Here is a 15,898-nt window from a genome sequence, read left to right as displayed (position 1 = left end):
CGCCCGTGACGTCCTCCGGGTCCCGCGCCCGGTGGTGGCGCAGCCTGCGCTGGCCCGGTGCGCGCCGTCGGGCCAACCCCGACGGCACGATGACGCTCGTCGAGCACATCTACGAGTTCCGGCGTCGCCTGGCCATCGCGCTGCTGGCCGTCGCGCTCGGGACGGCGCTCGGCTTCGTCTGGTACACGTCCTACCCGTTCGGGCTGCCCTCGCTCGGGCAGATCCTCACCGAGCCCTACTGCGCGCTGCCCCCGGAGAACCGGGTCCAGCTCGGCGGCGGTGAGCAGTGCCGGCTCGTCGCGTTCGGGGTGTTCGAACAGTTCGTGCTGCGCCTGCAGGTCGCGGCGACGGCCGGGGCGCTGCTGTCGAGCCCGATCTGGTTCGCCCAGATCTGGGGCTTCATCACGCCCGGGCTGTACGCGAAGGAGAAGCGCTTCGCGTACACGTTCGTCACCGCCGCGGTCGTGCTGTTCACGGCGGGCGCGGTCCTCGCCTACTTCGTGGTCACGCAGGCCCTGCAGTTCCTGTTCACGATCGGCGGCGACATCCAGGCCACCGTCCTGCGCGGCTCGGACTACTTCAGCCTGCTGCTCGCCCTGCTGATCATCTTCGGCGTGAGCTTCGAGCTCCCGCTGCTCGTGATCATGCTCAACCGCGTCGGCGTGATCTCCTACGACCAGCTCAAGCGCTGGCGCCGCGGCCTGGTCTTCGGCCTGTTCGTGTTCGCGGCCGTCGCCACGCCGGGCCAGGACCCGATCTCGATGCTCGCGCTGGGCGTGTCGCTGGTCCTGCTGCTCGAGTTCGCGATCCAGGTCGCCCGGGTGCACGACAAGCGCGCGGCGCGACGGCGCCTCGAGCAGGGCTGGGACGGGCTCGACCCGGACCAGCCGTCGCCGCTCGACGACCGTCTCGGCGCCCCGGCCCCGCCCGCGGGCCCGGCGCCGCGCATCGAGCCGGTGCCACCGCCCGCGGCCGACCGGGGGAGCGACACCTCGTCCGACCGGTGGGACGTCACCTGAGCCAGCGGCACGTCGCCCCGATGTGTCAGTGTGGGTGTGTGGCCACTCGCTCTCCTGCCGAGGCCTACGCGCAGGCTCGCACGCGCACCGCCCACCCGGAGCTCGGCCGGTTCGCCACGGAGCTCTCGTTCGACCTCGACGACTTCCAGCGCCGGTCCTGCCTGGCCCTCGAGCAGGGCCACGGCGTGCTGGTGTGCGCGCCGACGGGCGCCGGCAAGACGGTCGTCGGCGAGTTCGCCGTGCACCTGGCGCTGGCCCGCGGCCAGAAGTGCTTCTACACGACGCCGATCAAGGCCCTGTCGAACCAGAAGTACGCCGACCTCGTCGAGCGCCACGGCGCCGACGCCGTCGGCCTGCTCACCGGTGACGCCGCGATCAACGGCTCGGCGCCCGTGGTCGTCATGACCACCGAGGTGCTGCGCAACATGCTCTACGCCGAGTCGTCGGCGCTCGAGGGCCTCGCCTACGTCGTCATGGACGAGGTGCACTACCTCGCCGACCGCTTCCGCGGCGCCGTGTGGGAGGAGGTCATCCTCCACCTGCCCCAGCACGTGCAGATCGCGTCGCTGTCGGCGACGGTGAGCAACGCCGAGGAGTTCGGCGACTGGCTGGTGACCGTCCGCGGCGACACCACGGTCGTCGTCGACGAGACGCGCCCGGTGCCGCTGTGGCAGCACATGGTCGTCGGGCACCGCATGTTCGACCTGTTCGCCGAGGAGCGCCGTGACGGCACGTCGGCGCTCAAGGTGGACCCGACGCTCGTGCGGGCCGTCGCCGAGGTCGACCGCGGACCGAACATCCGGGGCGGGCGCGCCCGCTCGGGGCCGCCCGGACGCAACGGGCGCGGTGGCGACCGGCGCGGGGGACCGGGTCGCTCCGGCCCGCCCGGCCGCGGCGGGCCGTCGGGCTTCCGCCCGCCGTCGCGCGTCGACGTCATCGAGCGCCTCGACGCCGCGGGCCTGCTGCCCGCGATCACGTTCATCTTCAGCCGCGCCGGGTGCGACGCGGCGGTCACCCAGTGTGTGCGCTCCGGGCTGCGCCTCACCGGCCCCGACGACGTCGCGGTCATCCGCGAGGTCGTGGAGCGCCGGACATCGGGCCTGCCGGACGCCGACCTCGAGGTGCTGGGCTACTGGGAGTGGCGCGAGGGCCTCGAGCGCGGCGTCGCGGCCCACCACGCCGGGATGCTGCCCGCGTTCAAGGAGACCGTCGAGGAGCTGTTCGTCCGCGGCCTCGTGCGGGCGGTGTTCGCCACCGAGACGCTCGCGCTGGGCATCAACATGCCGGCGCGCACGGTCGTCCTCGAGAAGCTCGTGAAGTACAACGGCGAGGCGCACGTCGAGCTGACGCCGGGGGAGTACACGCAGCTCACGGGGCGTGCCGGGCGTCGCGGCATCGACGTCGAGGGCCACGCGGTGGTGATCTGGACGCCCGGCGTCGACCCGGACCAGGTCGCCGGCCTCGCCTCGACCCGCACCTACCCGCTGCGCTCGTCGTTCCGCCCCGGCTACAACATGGCCGTCAACCTCGTCGACCGCGTCGGCGTGGAGGACGCCCGCGAGCTGCTCGAGCAGTCGTTCGCGCAGTTCCAGGCCGACCGCAGCGTCGTCGGGCTGGCCAAGCGCCTCGAGCGCAACCGCGAGGCCCTCGCCGGCTACGCGGAGGCCGCCGGCGGCCACTCGGGCGAGGAGAAGGACTTCCACGACTTCTCCGAGTACATGGACCTGCGCCGCCGGGTCTCCGAGCGCGAGAAGACGCTGTCGCGCCAGGGCCGCTCGGCGCAGAAGGCCGAGGCCGCGGCCTCGCTGGAGGCGCTGCGTCCCGGCGACGTCATCGCGGTGCCCGGCGGCAAGCGCGCCGGCCTCGCCGTCGTGCTCGACCCCGGCGTCGACCGCAGCCACCGCGGGCAGGAGCCGCGTCCGCTCGTGCTCACCGAGGACCGGTGGGCGGGCCGGCTCTCGCTCGCCGACTTCCCCGAGCCCGTCGCGGCGCTCGGCACGATGAAGCTGCCGAAGAAGTACGACCACCGCGTGCCCCGCCTGCGCCGCGACCTCGCCAACGCCCTGCGCGAGACCGGCATCGAGCCGCCGCAGCGCGAGGGGTCGTCCCGCCGGCGCCGGGGCGCGGCCGACCACGAGGACGGCGAGCTGGCCGCGCTGCGCCGGGCCCTGCGCGCCCACCCGTGCCACTCGCTGCCCGACCGGGACGACCGCGCCCGCTGGTACGAGCGCCACCAGCGCCTCGAGCGCGAGACCGAGCAGCTCCAGTCGCGGGTGCGCTCGACGACGCACTCGCTGGCGCGGACCTTCGACCGCATCCGCGGCCTGCTCACCGAGCGCGGCTACCTCGACGGAGCCCCCGACGCCGAGCAGGACGTCACCGAGAACGGGCGCCGGCTCGCCCGCCTCTGGGGCGAGTCCGACCTGCTCGTCGCCGAGTGCCTGCGCAGCGGCATCTGGCGCGGGCTGGGGCCGGCCGAGATCGCGGCGGTGGCGTCCTCGCTCGTCTACGACAGCCGGCGCGACGACGGCGGCGTGCCGCGCGTCCCGGACGACGCGACCACCGCGGTCGACGAGACCGTGCAGCTCTGGCACGACCTCGTCGCCGACGAGCGCCGCCACCACCTCGACCGCACCCGCGAGCCCGACCTCGGGTTCGCCTGGCCGGTGCACCGCTGGGTCCGGGGCGACTCGCTCGCCACGGTGCTCGACGGGGCCCGCTCGCACGGCACCGAGCTGTCCGCGGGAGACTTCGTGCGCTGGTGCCGGCAGGTCGTCGACCTGCTGGACCAGATCCGCGCCGTCGCGGGCGGCCAGGACACCGTCGGACGCGCCGCGGCCGACGCGGTCCGCGCCATCCGCCGCGGTGTCGTCGCCGTGGGGGAGGGCTGAGCCAGCCGTGAGCGAGCCGCCGGACGATCCGAACAGGGCGTCGCGATCGCCGTGGGCCCCACCGGGCTCGGGATCCGGTGAGGGTGCCGAGCAGGAGACGCGCGAGGAGCAGGGCGCGCCAGCCGGAGGCACCGACGGCGGGTGGGTCGCGCCGGGCTCCACACCCACCGAGCGGACGACGGCGCGGCCGGCCGACGCCGCGACGCCGCCGGAGGGTCAGCCGACCGTTCGCCACCCCGGCACCCACTACGACGCGCCGTCGAACGCCGCGACGCAGCGGTACGACCTGCCGCCCGGCCAGGGCCCGCCGCCACCCGGCTACGGGCCCCCGCCCGGGTACGGCCAGCCCGGGTACGGCCAGCCCGGGTACGGCCCCCCGCCGCCCGGCCACGGCCCGCAGACCGCCCCCGGGACGGCGGTGTGGGCGCCGCCGGGCCAGGCCCCGACCGGATGGGGGCAGCCCGGACCCGGCTGGGGCGGCCCGTACCCGCCGCGCCAGCGCAGGCCCTTCCCCTGGAAGGTCGTCGGCATCGTCGTCGGGGTCCTGCTGCTGATCGCGCTGATCGTCGTCGGGCTGCTGGCGTTCGTGGTCGGCCCGCGGTTCGCGCGCATCGACGTCCTCGACGCCGACGCGGTCGCGCAGGGCGTCACCCGTGTGGTCACCGAGGACTGGCGCCGCCAGATCACCGGCGTCTCGTGCCCCTCGGACCAGGAGGTCCGGCCCGGCGTGCGGTTCACGTGCTCGGCCACCGTCGACGGGCGTCCGGTGCAGGTGCCGGTGACGATCGTCGGCGCCGACGGCACCTACTCGGTGGGCCAACCCCGCTGATGGCCACGCTCGACGACGTCCGGCGCCTCGCGCTGGCCCTGCCGCGCACCGACGAGAAGGTCTCGTGGGGCTCGGCGGCCTGGCGGGTGTCGTCGAAGGGCTTCGTCTGGGAGCGCCCGCTGCGCAGGGCCGACGAGGCCGCGCTCGCGGAGGCCGGCGTCCCGCTGCCCGACGGCGACGTGCTGGGCGTGCGGGTCGCCGACGTGGGCGTCAAGGCGGCCCTGATCGCCGACGAGCCCGACGTGTACTTCACGACGCCGCACTTCGACGGCTACCCGGCGGTGCTCGTGCGCCTCGAGCGGATCGGCGTCGACGAGCTGCGCGAGCTCGTCGAGGAGGCCTGGCTGCAGCGCGCGCCGAAGACGGTCGCGGCGGCCTGGCTCGCCGAGCGGCACGACGAGGGCCCAGGAACGACTAGGGAGCAGGCTCGCCCTTGAGCGCGGCGACGAGACGGTCGACCGAGCCGGTGAGGTTCCAGCGCTCGGACAGCTCGGCGAGCTTCGCCTCGTCCACCGGCGCGTGGGGCAGGGTGCGGCGCTCGCCGGTCCAGTCGATCGGGGCGTCGGGGGCGACGCGCACGACCTCGGGCGCCTTGACGAGGTAGTCGCCGGCCTTCGCCATCTTGGCGCGCACCGCCGACGACATCCGCTGGTCGGAGCGGTCGAGGACCGCGTTGATCATCTCGTCCCACGAGCCGAACTTCGACACGACCTGGGCCGCGGTCTTCTCGCCGATCCCGGGGACGCCGGGCAGCCCGTCGGACGGGTCCCCGCGCAGCATCGCCATCTCGGCGTAGCCGTCGCCGGCCCGCGCGGTCGGGACGCCGTAGCGGGCCGCGACGTCGTCGGGCCCGTAGAGCTCGTACTTCGACACCCCGCGGGCGATGTAGACGATCCGCACCGGGGCGGGCTCGTCGCGCACGAGCTGGAGCAGGTCGCGGTCGCCGCTGACGACCTCGATCGCGTCCTTCGCCTCGATGGCGCACAGGGTGCCGATGACGTCGTCGGCCTCGTAGCCCTCGGCGCCCGCGGTCGGGATCCCGGCCGCGGCGAGGACCTCGAGGATGATCTCCACCTGGGGCCCGAGCTCCGGCGGGGCGGCCTCGGCGTCGGGCGCGCCGCCGACGGGGGAGGAGGGGTCGGCCGTCGAGGGGTCGACGCGGTGCGCCTTGTACGACGGGATCGCGCGGACCCGGAACGCCGGCCGCCAGTCGCGGTCGAGGCAGGCGACGACGGCGCCCGGCTGACGTCCCCGGACGAGCCGGGCGACCATGTCGCAGAACCCGCGCGCGGCGTTGACCTGCGTGCCGTCGTCGGCGGTCAGCGAGGAGGGCACCCCGTAGAAGGCCCGGAACCACAGGCTGGCCGAGTCGAGCAGCATCACCGGCGCGTCCATGTCGGCAGCTTCCCACGGGCGACGCCGAGCACGGCGGGAGCACGCGCGGGCGCCGACGGTCACGGAGCTTGACGACCCCCGCGCGGCAGGAGTGCGCTGGCCCGGGAGAGCACCCCGGGAGCCGCCATGGACACCGTCGTCGTCGGCGCAGGACCCACGGGGCTGGTCAGCGCCGTCGCGCTCGCCCGGCGGGGTCACCGCGTCTCGCTGGTCGACAACGACCCGGGTCCCACCGACGCCGAGCACTGGTCGCGGCGCGGGGTGATGCAGTTCCACCACCCGCACGGGTTCCGCCCGCAGGCCGTCGACGTCATCCGCGCGGAGATGCCCGAGGCGTTCGACGCCCTGCTCGCGCACGGCGCGGAACCGTTCGGGCCGGAGGGCCCGCCCGCCGGGGACGAGGTCCCGCGGGGCTCGGGCCTGCGCTGCCGGCGGATGGTCGTCGAGCGGGAGCTGCGCCGGGTCGCGGAGAGCGAGCCGGGCCTGACGCGGGTGCGGGCGCGCGCCGACGCCGTCGTCGCCGAGGAGGGCCGGGCGGCCGGGGTGGGGCTGCGGGACGGGTCGGTGCCGGCCGACCTCGTCCTCGTCGCCACCGGACGCACGGCCGGTCTCGCGGACGGCGTGCGGGCCCCGGTCGACTCCATCGACTGCGGCATCGCCTACGTGTCCCGCCAGTACCGGCTGCACCCCGGGGCCGGGCCGGCGCGCATCACGAGCCCGATCGGCGCGGTCGCGCTGCACGTCGGCTACGTCGTCATCGTCTTCCTGCACGACGCGGGCACCTTCTCCACGCTCATCGCCCGCCCGAGCACCGACCGCCGCCTCGCCGACCTGCGCCACGAGGCGGCCTGGTCCGCCGCGACCGCCGCGATCCCGCTGCTCGCCGACTGGACCGACCCGGCCCGCTCCGCGCCGATCTCGCCGGTCCTGCCGGGCGGGCGGCTGCACAACACCTACCGCGGCCAGCTCGACGACCGGGGCCGGGTGCCGCTGCCGGGGCTCGTGTTCGTCGGCGACAGCGTCTGCACCACCAACCCGACGGCGGGCCGCGGGGTGTCGACGTCGTTGATGCAGGTCGAGCACCTGCTCGCGCTCCTCGACGAGGGCGGCGGCGCTGACCCGGAGGCCCTCGCGCTGGCCCAGGACGCGTGGTGCCACGAGCGGATCCGGCCCTGGTTCGTCGACCACCTCGCCACCGACGCCTCCCAGACCGCGCGGTGGGCGGGGGAGGACGTCGACCCGACCCGGCCACCGACGTCCGACCTCGTCGTCTCCGCGCTCGAGGCCGATCCGTCGCTGATGGCCGTGGTCGGGCCGTACCTCTCGATGCGGGCGCTGCCCGACTCGCTGGCCGCGGTGCACCCGCGGGTCCAGGAGATCTACGCGTCGGGCTGGCGCCCGCCGGTCGCCGAGGGGCCGACCGTCGACGAGCTGGCCGGACTCGTGGCGTCGGTGGTCGGCCCGGCCGCGGCCGGGGCGCCGCCGGCGGCGCCCGCCACGGCCCGCGCGTAGCCGGTCCCGGCCGCGAGCAGCACCAGCCCGGCGCCGAGGAAGGCGGCGACGCGGGCGAGGCCGTCGAGGGCGGTGAGGTCGAAGGTCAGCAGCTTCACCACGGCCGCGACGACCAGCACCCCGCCGAGGATCCGCGGCAGCGACGACTGCAGGCCGCGGACCAGCAGCACCAGGGCGATCGCGGTCCACGAGATCGTCACGAGGACGTGCCCGACGAGGAAGGCGTCGCGGGTCGGGGACACGAGCAGCGCGCTCGTCACGACCGTCCCGGTGGCCCCGTAGAGCCCGACCAGGCCGAGCCAGCCGGCCGCGACCGCGGTCTGCGTGCGGTCGCGCAGCGCGCCGAGACGGGTCAGGGCGGCGAGCCCGGCGGCCGCGACGGCGACGAGCAGCACCGACGTCGCGAGCGCGCCGACCAGCTCGCCGACCACGGCGGTCGTGGCCGTGCCGCCCGGCGCGACCAGGACGAACGGGCGGGTCGGGAACGCGGCGACGAGGTCGGGCGGCGCGTCGACGGCGAGCGCGGTGACCCCGCCGACGAGGGCGAGCACGCCGCCGGCGACGAGCGGGCCGGCGCGCCGGGTGGCGGCTGCGGCGACCGCGAGCACGGCGGCCTCGGCGAGCAGCGGCACCGACACCGGGCCCGAGTCGACGGCGATGAGGGTCGCGACGAGCAGCGCCGCGGTGCCGCCGGTGCCGGCGACGAGGGCCAGGGCGCGGTGCTCGACACGGTCGAACGCGACCACGGCCAGCAGCAGGGCCACCGCGACGCCGCCGGCCACGAGCGCGCCGGGCACGCGGGCCAGGCCGGGGGCCACGAGCAGCACCGGGAGCACCGGGAGGCCGAGCAGGGACGCGGCCACGGCGCGGCCCGGGGCGCCGACGGCCACGGCCGTGGCCCCGCCGGCGGCGAGGACCGCGAGCACGGCGACGGTGGTGGGCAGGTCGGAGTACGTGCCGCCGGCGAGGAAGCGGATCGCGGCGCCCAGCGCGGCCACGGTGCTCGCGATCGCCGCGACGGCGGCGACCAGCGGCCACGCGCGGCGGCGGGCGACGACGGCGGCCGCGACCTGGGCGGCGAGCAGGACGGTGACGAGCGTCGGGGTCGGCGCGCCCACCACGAGCGGCGCGGCGAGGGCGGCGGCGACGAGCACGCCGAGCGCGAGGCCCCGGTGGCGCCAGCGGTCGGCGAGCGCGAGCCCGCCCGCCGTCACGACGAGGGCGAGCGGGGCGGCCACCGCGAGGGGCAGGAGGTCGAAGAGCGCGACCGCGGCGACGTCGGCGAGGAACAGCGCGGCGACGCCGGTGGCGACGAGGGCGACGGCGCCGGCCGGCACCTCCTCCGACGCGGCGCGGCGGCGCACCCGGACGCCGACGGCGACGAGCGCGAGGCCCAGCACCGCGCCGCCGATCACCCGGGCCTCGGGGCCGAACCACCCGCGCCCGGCGGCGAGCACGAGCAGCATCACCACGCCGAGGACGGTGGTCGCGCCGCCGGTGACCGCGAGCAGCCGCGCCGGCGTCCACGCCACGCGCGGGGTGCGGGGCGGGCGCGGGGGACGGGCGGGGCCGTGCGGTGGCACACCGCGCGGGGGAGGTCCGGGACGCGGCGCCCACGCCGCCGGGGGCGCCCAGGCGCTCGGGGGCGGAGGCGCCCAGGCCGGGGGCGGGGGCGGCGGGACGGGCGCCGGGGCCGGTGCCGGTGCCGGTGCCGGGATGGGCCCCGAGGGGGCCGGGCTCGGGCGCAGGGTCTGCAGGTCCGCGCGGATGCGGTCGACCTCGCGCGAGAGACCGGCGAGGTCGCCGTCGAGGCGGGCGAGGAGCGCGTCCTGCGGCACCGGGGTGCTCATACCGGGGAGCCTGCTCCGCCCGCGGCGGCGCTCCCAGGGGAGGACTACTCAACCGGATGGTCGCGTGACCGGGCGCCCGAGGGGGAAGAGGATCGACGCCGGGCATGACCGTGTCCGGGTGACCAGCGAGGGGAGAAGACCATGGGCGACATCGCGTCCAAGCTCGACAAGGAGTACGAGACCAAGTCCGCGCAGGAGATCGCCGACGCCCCGGTGGCGGCGCTGCAGGGCGTCAGCGAGAGCGATGCGGAGAAGCTCAAGGAGGCGTTCAACATCAAGACGGTGCGCGACCTGGGCACCAACAAGTACTTCCTCTGGGCGCAGGCCTTCGCCAAGCTCGCCGAGTGAGCGCCGGCTGACGCCGGTGGGCGTGCCCCGGGCCACCCCGGGGCACGCCCGCCTGACCTAGGCTCGGCGACCATGAGCAGCACCGTCGCGGCCCGGCTCGAGCGCGCCCGGGCCGCCGCCCGGCAGGCCGGCCTGGACGCCCTGGTCGTCACGCCCGGGCCGGATCTCCAGTACCTCACCGGCGTCGTCAAGCACTCGCACGAGCGGCTCTCCGCGCTGCTGCTGCCCGCCGAGGGCGATCCCTCGTTCGTGGTCCCGACGCTCGAGCGGCCCGGTCTCGACGGGTCGGCCGTCGAGACGATGGACGTGCTGACCTGGACCGACGGCGTCGACCCCCACGCGCTGGCCGCGTCGCAGCTCGGTGACGTCCGGCGGGTCGCCGTGGCCTCCGACATGCCCGCCCTGCACGTCCTGGGCCTGCGCGACGCGCTGCCCGGCGCGACCCTCGAGCTCGCCACCCCGATCCTGCGGCAGCTGCGGATGCGCAAGGACGCCGAGGAGATCACCTCGCTGCGCCAGGCCGGCGCCGCCATCGACGACGTCCACGCCCGCGTGCCCGGCTGGCTCGTCCCCGGCCGCACGGAGGCCGAGGTCGGCGCCGACATCACCCGCGCCATCGTCGAGGCCGGGCACGCCGAGGCCGCGTTCGTCATCGTCGGCTCGGGGCCCAACGGCGCGAGCCCGCACCACGAGGTGTCCGACCGGGTCCTGCAGACCGGCGACGTCGTCGTCGTCGACATCGGCGGCCCGCTGCCCGACGGCTACAACTCCGACTCCACCCGCACCTACGTCGTGGGGGAGCCCGACGCCGAGGTCCGCGAGGTCTACGCGGTGCTCCAGCGTGCCCAGGCCGCCGCCGTCGACGCGGTCCGCCCCGGCGCGACGGCCGCGAGCATCGACGAGGCGGCCCGCGCGATCATCCGCGACGCCGGGTACGGCGAGTTCTTCGTGCACCGCACCGGCCACGGCATCGGCCTCGAGGTGCACGAGGAGCCCTACATCGTCGACGGCAACGACCTGCCGCTCGAGCCGGGCATGGCGTTCAGCGTCGAGCCGGGCATCTACTTCCCCGGCCGCTGGGGCGCCCGGATCGAGGACATCGTCGTGGTCACCGACGCCGGCTGCGAGTCGGTGAACCAGCGCCCCCACGACCTGCAGTCGTGCTGACGACAGACCCCGGATCCGAGCGAGGGGCACCCTCGCTCGATCTCTCCGAGCGAAGGGGCCCCTCGCTCGGAACGTGGGGTCGCCTCGCCGGCGCCGTCGTCGCCGGGCTCCTGCTCTACGTCGCGTTCCCGCCGCTCGGGGCGTGGTGGACCGCGCCGCTGGGGATCGCGCTCGTCGCCGCCGTCGTCGACGGTCGCCGCCTGCGCGCGGCCTTCGGGCTCGGGCTGCTGGTCGGCGTGGCGTACCAGTGGCCGCTGCTGCACTGGACCGGCGAGTACGTCGGCGGCGTCTGGTTCCTGCTGCTCGCGGCCCTGACGGTGGTCGTGGCCGTGCCGATCGCGCTGATGCCGCTGGTGACGCGGCGGCCCGGCGCGCCGCTGTGGATCGCGTGCCTCTGGGTCGCCGGCGAGGCGTTCATCGAGCGGGCGCCGTTCGAGGGCTTCCCGTGGGCCAAGCTCGCCTTCGGCCAGCCCGGCGGGCCGTTCGCGTCGCTGGCCTCGCTGGGCGGCGCGCCGCTGGTGACCTTCGCGGTCGCCCTGTCCGGCGCCGGCCTCTGGGCCCTGGTCCGCGCGCTGCGCCCGCCGCGCCGCGCGCGTCCGATCGCCGGGGCACTGGTCGCCGTCCTGCTCGGCCCGGTCGCCGGGCTCGCCGTGTGGCCGTCGGTCAGCGCGGACACGCCCGGCCCGACCGTCACCGTCGCCGCGGTGCAGGGCAACGTGCCGCGCGCGGGCCTCGACTTCAATTCCCAGCGCCGCGCGGTGCTCGACAACCACGTCGCGCAGACCCGCCGTCTCGCCGACGACGTCCGCGCCGGCCGCACGCCCCGGCCCGACCTGGTGATCTGGCCCGAGAACTCCTCGGACATCGACCCGATCCGCAACGCCGACGCCGGGACGGAGATCCAGGCGGTCACCGACGAGATCGGCGTGCCCGTCGTGGTCGGTGCCGTGCTCTCGGGCACGCGCGGGGCCGACGGGCGCCTGATCCAGGGCCCGCGGAACACCGCGATCGTCTGGATGCCCGGGACCGGGCCGGCCGGGACCTACACGAAGCGCCACATCCTCCCGTTCGGCGAGTACATCCCGCTGCGCCCCGTCGCCCGGGCGGTGTCGCCGCTGGTCGACCGCGTCACCGACTTCGAGCCCGGCACCGGGTCCGGGGTCCTGCCGGCCGGGCCGGTACGCCTCGGCGTCGTGACCTGCTACGAGGTCGTCTTCGACGACGCCGTGCGCGACGCCGTGCGGGGCGGGGCGGACCTGCTCACCGTGCCGACCAACAACGCGACCTTCGGCTACAGCGACATGACCTACCAGCAGCAGGGCATGTCCCGGCTCCGCGCGATCGAGCACGACCGGGCCGTGGTGATCGCCGCGACCAGCGGGCAGAGCGCCGTCGTCGCGCCGGACGGGTCGCTGGTCGCGCGTACCGGCCCGCTGTTCACGCCCGGCGTGCTGGTCGAGCGGGTGCCGCTGCGGACCACGACGACGCTCGCGACGCGCCTCGGACCCGCCCCGGAGTGGGTGCTGGTCGCGCTCGGGCTGGTCGGCGTGGCGGCGGGGGTCGTCGCCCGGAGACGCGCATGAGCGGCCCGGCCGCCGACGGGTCGGACGTGCTGGTCACGGTCCCGACCTTCAACGAGCGCGACAGCCTGCCGCGCCTGGTGACCCGGCTGCTCGACACGCTGCCCGGGCTGCGGATCCTCGTCGTCGACGACGGCAGCCCCGACGGCACCGGCGCGCTCGCCGAGGAGATCGCCGCCGACGACGCGCGGGTCCGGGTGCACCACCACGCGCCCCGCGCCGGGCTCGGGGCCGCGTACGTGGACGCGTTCTCGCTGATCGTCGACGGGCGCTGCGGAGGGTTCGCGCAGGATGTCGGGTGGATCGTGCAGATGGACGCCGACGGCTCGCACGCCCCCGAGGAGCTACCGCGCCTGCTCGCGGCGGCCACGGACGCCGACGTGGTGCTCGGCTCGCGCTACGTGCCGGGCGGCGCGACGGCGGGGTGGGCGTGGCACCGCCGGCTGCTGTCCCGGGCCGGCAACGTCTACTCGCGCCGGGCCCTGCGCCTGCCCCTGCACGACGTCACCGGCGGCTACCGCTGCTTCCGGCGCGCGGCGCTCGCCGCGCTCGAGATGGCGACCGTGGCCTCGGAGGGCTACTGCTTCCAGGTCGACGTGGCGTTCCGGGTGGACCGCGCGGGGCTGCGCGCCCGCGAGGTGCCGATCACGTTCGTCGAGCGTGAGCACGGCGTGTCCAAGATGAGCGGCGCCGTCGTGCGCGAGGCGCTCTGGCGGATCACCTCGTGGGCCGTCCGCGACCACCTGCGCCGGCGCCGGGCCCGCCCCACCCGGCGGTGATCTCTTCCGGGCACACGAAAGGGCCGCCCCGGCGGTGCGGGACGGCCCTGTGCGTGCAGCGGCGGCTCAGGCGCTCTCGGAGCGGCGCTCCTTGAGCAGGCCCAGGCGCTCGTCGAGCAGCTCCTCCAGCTCCGGCACGGAGCGGCGCTCGAGCAGCATGTCCCAGTGGGTACGCGGCGGCTTGGCCTTCTTCTGCTCGGGCTCGGTGCCGTCGATGCGCTTGCCCTCGTCGCCGTGGAGGCGGCACTCCCAGGTCACGGGCGCCTCGGCGTCGTCCGAGAACGGCACCTCGAAGTCGTGGCCCTTGGGGCAGCGGTAGGCGAAGGAACGGCGGGGGGCGAGGTCGTGGTCGCGGTCGGTCTCGTAGCTGACGGCTCCGAGACGGCTGCCACGGAGGACGCGGTCGGCCATGATGGTGTCCTTTCCTCGACTGCGTGTGCACCCGAGACGCGCGGCGTCGGGCACGGGGTGGTCAACGCCGGACCACCGCTGTTCGTTCCCGTGGCGGCCGACGTTCATCCCATCCGTGACCCGACTCACCGATCCGGGCGCACACGGCGTGATTACCCGTCCTCGTCAACACCCACACGACGCCGGTTGTGCCCGGGCCACGCCCCGCGGGTGACGAGCACGTCGCGCAGCAGGTCGGGGCGGTCGGTCATGAGGCCGTCGACCCCGAGGTCGAGCAGCCGGTGCATCTCGGAGGTGCGGTCGACCGTCCAGGCGTGGACCTCGACCCCGATCTCGTGCGCCGCGGCGATGAGCGAGGGCTCGACGACCGGCAGCGCGCCGAAGCGGACGGGCAGCTGCGCGAGGTCGCCCCGGACCGGGAGCGCCCGGCGCAGCGGCGACGGCGACGCCGCCCGCGCCCGCAGGCGCACCGCCGACCGCGTCGCGATCCCCGTGACCACCCGGTCCCCGAACCGCGCACGCACCGCCTGCAGCCGGCGCTCGTCCATGCTGGCCACGGCCACCCGCTCGGCGACGTCGTCGCGCTCGAGCAGCTTCAGCATCGGCTCGAGCGTGCCGGGGGCCTTGAGGTCGACGTTGAAGAACGTGCCCGGCAGGGCCTCGAGCACCTCCTCGAGACGGGGGAGCGGTTCGCGCCCGCGGAGGCGCACGCCCGCGAGGTCGGCCCAGGGCATGGTGCGCAGGACGCCGGGGTGCCCGGCCACCCGGCGCAGCGTGGCGTCGTGGTGCACGACGAGGACGCCGTCGGCGGTGGCGTGCACGTCGGTCTCGAGGTGCGTGTAGCCCTCGTCGACCGCGCGGCGGAACGCCAGGAGGGAGTTCTCGAGGCCGGCGAGGTCACCGATGTGCCAGCCGCGGTGCGCGAAGGCGCGCGGTGTGCGGCCGGCGAGGTACGGGTGGCGGGTGTTCGGGTGGTGGGCCCGGGTCACGGGCCCCGAGTGTGCCCGGTCCGCGGGATCGGCGCTCGGATCGCGCGTCGCTGCTGCACACAGCCGTGGCGCTTCCCACGTTTCGGGGAATCGGCGGGCCACCTTGGGGGCGCACGTGCACGTGCAGTAGCCTCGGCGATCACACTGGGCTGAGGGGAGCGCAGGATGCCCAAGAGGTCGGGGGGTGAACCCTCCTGGTGGTCGTCGGGCGACGTCCCCGCCGAGCTCCCGTCCTGGGCACGCCGCGGCCTCGAGGAGTCGCCCACCGAGCTGGCGCCCTCCGCGCCGGTCACCGATCCGGGTCGCCACCGCCGCCGGCGCGGCGCCGCCGCGGCCGGAGCCGGGGCGGGCACCTCGGGCCGCCTGCGCGGCTGGGGCCTGGCCGCCGCCTCGGTGGCGGCCGCCGCGGCCGTCGTCCCCGCCGCGATCTCCACCCTCGCCCACAACGGGGAGAACACCGCCCTCCCGCGCGTCGGCACCTTCCCGGTCGTCGCACCGGGCGACCTGCCCGGACAGCGCCCGCCCGCCGCGCGGCCGGCCCCGGGCTCGGCGACCGAGGACCCCTTCGCCCAGCCCGGCGCCCCCGCCGACGCCTCGGTGCTCCCGCCGATGAACGACCCGACCGTCGCGATCGCCCAGCCGCCGCGCACCGCCACGGTGACCCCGCGCGCGCTCGCCCGCGACGACGACACCCCGTCGCGCACCACCACGCGCCCGACCACCGGCACCTCCACCGCGGACGACGATGACGACGAGGGCAGCACCGGCACCTCGACTCCGACGACCCGCGGCGACGACGACGAGGGCGGGTCGACTGGGGGGTCCGGCGGGTCCGGCGGCTCCTCCGGTGGCGGCTCCGGCTCGTCCGGAAGCTCGTCCGGGTCGAACGGCGGCGGCTCGGGGAGCTCGGGGAACTCGGGGAACTCGGGGAACTCCCGCGGCGGCAGCCTCCTCGGCGGCGTCGGCAACGCCGTCGGTGGCGTCGTCAACGGCGTCGGCCGGACCGTCAACGGCCTGACCCGCTGAGTCCGGCACCGCGCCGCCGATCGCTCTCCAGAACGATCTCTCGGCGGTGCCGCCAGGGTCGTGCCAGCGGCGACGGTGAGCGCCCGTCCGGCGCCCGGCGGA

General features: G+C 76.2%; 13 protein-coding genes and 1 pseudogene. 10 read left to right on the top strand and 4 right to left on the bottom strand.

The features are described 5' to 3' along the window. Positions 1 to 5: 5 nt before the first annotated feature. Genes tatC through EV188_RS23185 form a run of 4 tightly spaced genes read left to right on the top strand, consistent with a single transcriptional unit; the run spans position 6 to position 5,176 of the window. On the top strand, positions 6 to 1,019 hold the full coding sequence (gene tatC / locus EV188_RS23200; protein ID WP_243741934.1) for a twin-arginine translocase subunit TatC: 1,014 nt from the start codon (positions 6 to 8) through the stop codon (positions 1,017 to 1,019). 38 nt (positions 1,020 to 1,057) lie between these two features. Further along, positions 1,058 to 3,910 (top strand): DEAD/DEAH box helicase, encoded by a 2,853-nt coding sequence (locus EV188_RS23195; RefSeq protein ID WP_243741933.1) that lies wholly within the window; start codon positions 1,058 to 1,060, stop codon positions 3,908 to 3,910. Positions 3,911 to 3,917: 7 nt separating this feature from the next. Continuing rightward, the gene (locus tag EV188_RS32300; protein ID WP_208114351.1) at positions 3,918 to 4,739 is read left to right on the top strand and encodes a DUF4333 domain-containing protein; all 822 of its coding nucleotides are present in this window, start codon (positions 3,918 to 3,920) and stop codon (positions 4,737 to 4,739) included. Continuing rightward, the gene (locus EV188_RS23185) at positions 4,739 to 5,176 is read left to right on the top strand and encodes an MmcQ/YjbR family DNA-binding protein (RefSeq protein WP_133828690.1); all 438 of its coding nucleotides are present in this window, start codon (positions 4,739 to 4,741) and stop codon (positions 5,174 to 5,176) included. The genes EV188_RS32300 and EV188_RS23185 overlap by 1 nt, the downstream gene beginning before the upstream one ends. Here the strand turns inward: EV188_RS23185 and EV188_RS23180 are convergent. Next, on the bottom strand, positions 5,154 to 6,134 hold the full coding sequence (locus EV188_RS23180; RefSeq protein ID WP_133828689.1) for a 5'-3' exonuclease: 981 nt from the start codon (positions 6,132 to 6,134) through the stop codon (positions 5,154 to 5,156). The genes EV188_RS23185 and EV188_RS23180 overlap by 23 nt on opposite strands. A 126-nt stretch (positions 6,135 to 6,260) precedes the next feature. Between EV188_RS23180 and EV188_RS33045 the strand changes: the two are divergent. After that, positions 6,261 to 6,722, top strand: a pseudogene (locus EV188_RS33045) (FAD-dependent oxidoreductase); the annotation flags it as partial. Positions 6,723 to 7,513: 791 nt separating this feature from the next. Here EV188_RS33045 and EV188_RS32295 read toward each other — a convergent pair. Beyond that, entirely contained in the window at positions 7,514 to 9,496 is a 1,983-nt protein-coding gene (locus EV188_RS32295) for a DUF2339 domain-containing protein (RefSeq protein ID WP_133828687.1), read from the bottom strand. 141 nt (positions 9,497 to 9,637) lie between these two features. On the opposite strand from EV188_RS32295, the gene EV188_RS23165 reads away from it, so the two are divergent. From EV188_RS23165 to EV188_RS23150, 4 genes are all read left to right on the top strand, one after another. Continuing rightward, the gene (locus EV188_RS23165; protein WP_133828686.1) at positions 9,638 to 9,844 is read left to right on the top strand and encodes a hypothetical protein; all 207 of its coding nucleotides are present in this window, start codon (positions 9,638 to 9,640) and stop codon (positions 9,842 to 9,844) included. A gap of 72 nt (positions 9,845 to 9,916) precedes the next feature. Beyond that, positions 9,917 to 11,011, top strand: coding sequence for a M24 family metallopeptidase (locus tag EV188_RS23160; RefSeq protein WP_133828685.1), 1,095 nt, complete (start codon positions 9,917 to 9,919; stop codon positions 11,009 to 11,011). Next, positions 11,005 to 12,594, top strand: a complete 1,590-nt coding sequence (gene lnt, locus EV188_RS23155) for an apolipoprotein N-acyltransferase (protein WP_243741932.1) — start codon at positions 11,005 to 11,007, stop codon at positions 12,592 to 12,594. The genes EV188_RS23160 and lnt overlap by 7 nt, the downstream gene beginning before the upstream one ends. Beyond that, the gene (locus tag EV188_RS23150) at positions 12,591 to 13,370 is read left to right on the top strand and encodes a polyprenol monophosphomannose synthase (RefSeq protein WP_133828684.1); all 780 of its coding nucleotides are present in this window, start codon (positions 12,591 to 12,593) and stop codon (positions 13,368 to 13,370) included. The genes lnt and EV188_RS23150 overlap by 4 nt, the downstream gene beginning before the upstream one ends. A 66-nt stretch (positions 13,371 to 13,436) precedes the next feature. On the opposite strand, the gene EV188_RS23145 is transcribed toward EV188_RS23150, so the two are convergent. Both EV188_RS23145 and EV188_RS23140 read right to left on the bottom strand, forming a co-directional pair. After that, entirely contained in the window at positions 13,437 to 13,781 is a 345-nt protein-coding gene (locus tag EV188_RS23145) for an RNA polymerase-binding protein RbpA (protein WP_133828683.1), read from the bottom strand. Between the two features lie 152 nt (positions 13,782 to 13,933). Then, positions 13,934 to 14,770: a glycerophosphodiester phosphodiesterase family protein gene (locus tag EV188_RS23140; protein WP_133828682.1), complete on the bottom strand. Its 837-nt coding sequence runs from the start codon at positions 14,768 to 14,770 to the stop codon at positions 13,934 to 13,936. Positions 14,771 to 14,935: 165 nt separating this feature from the next. Here EV188_RS23140 and EV188_RS23135 point away from each other — a divergent pair, with 165 nt between their 5' ends. Then, positions 14,936 to 15,796 (top strand): hypothetical protein, encoded by an 861-nt coding sequence (locus EV188_RS23135; RefSeq protein WP_133828681.1) that lies wholly within the window; start codon positions 14,936 to 14,938, stop codon positions 15,794 to 15,796. Positions 15,797 to 15,898 lie beyond the last annotated feature (102 nt).

Origin of the sequence: Actinomycetospora succinea, assembly GCF_004363095.1 — a bacterium.
GTDB classification, from domain to species: domain Bacteria; phylum Actinomycetota; class Actinomycetes; order Mycobacteriales; family Pseudonocardiaceae; genus Actinomycetospora; species Actinomycetospora succinea.
Note: the sequence above shows the minus strand (reverse complement) of the source record. Positions and strands in the feature narration are given on the sequence as shown.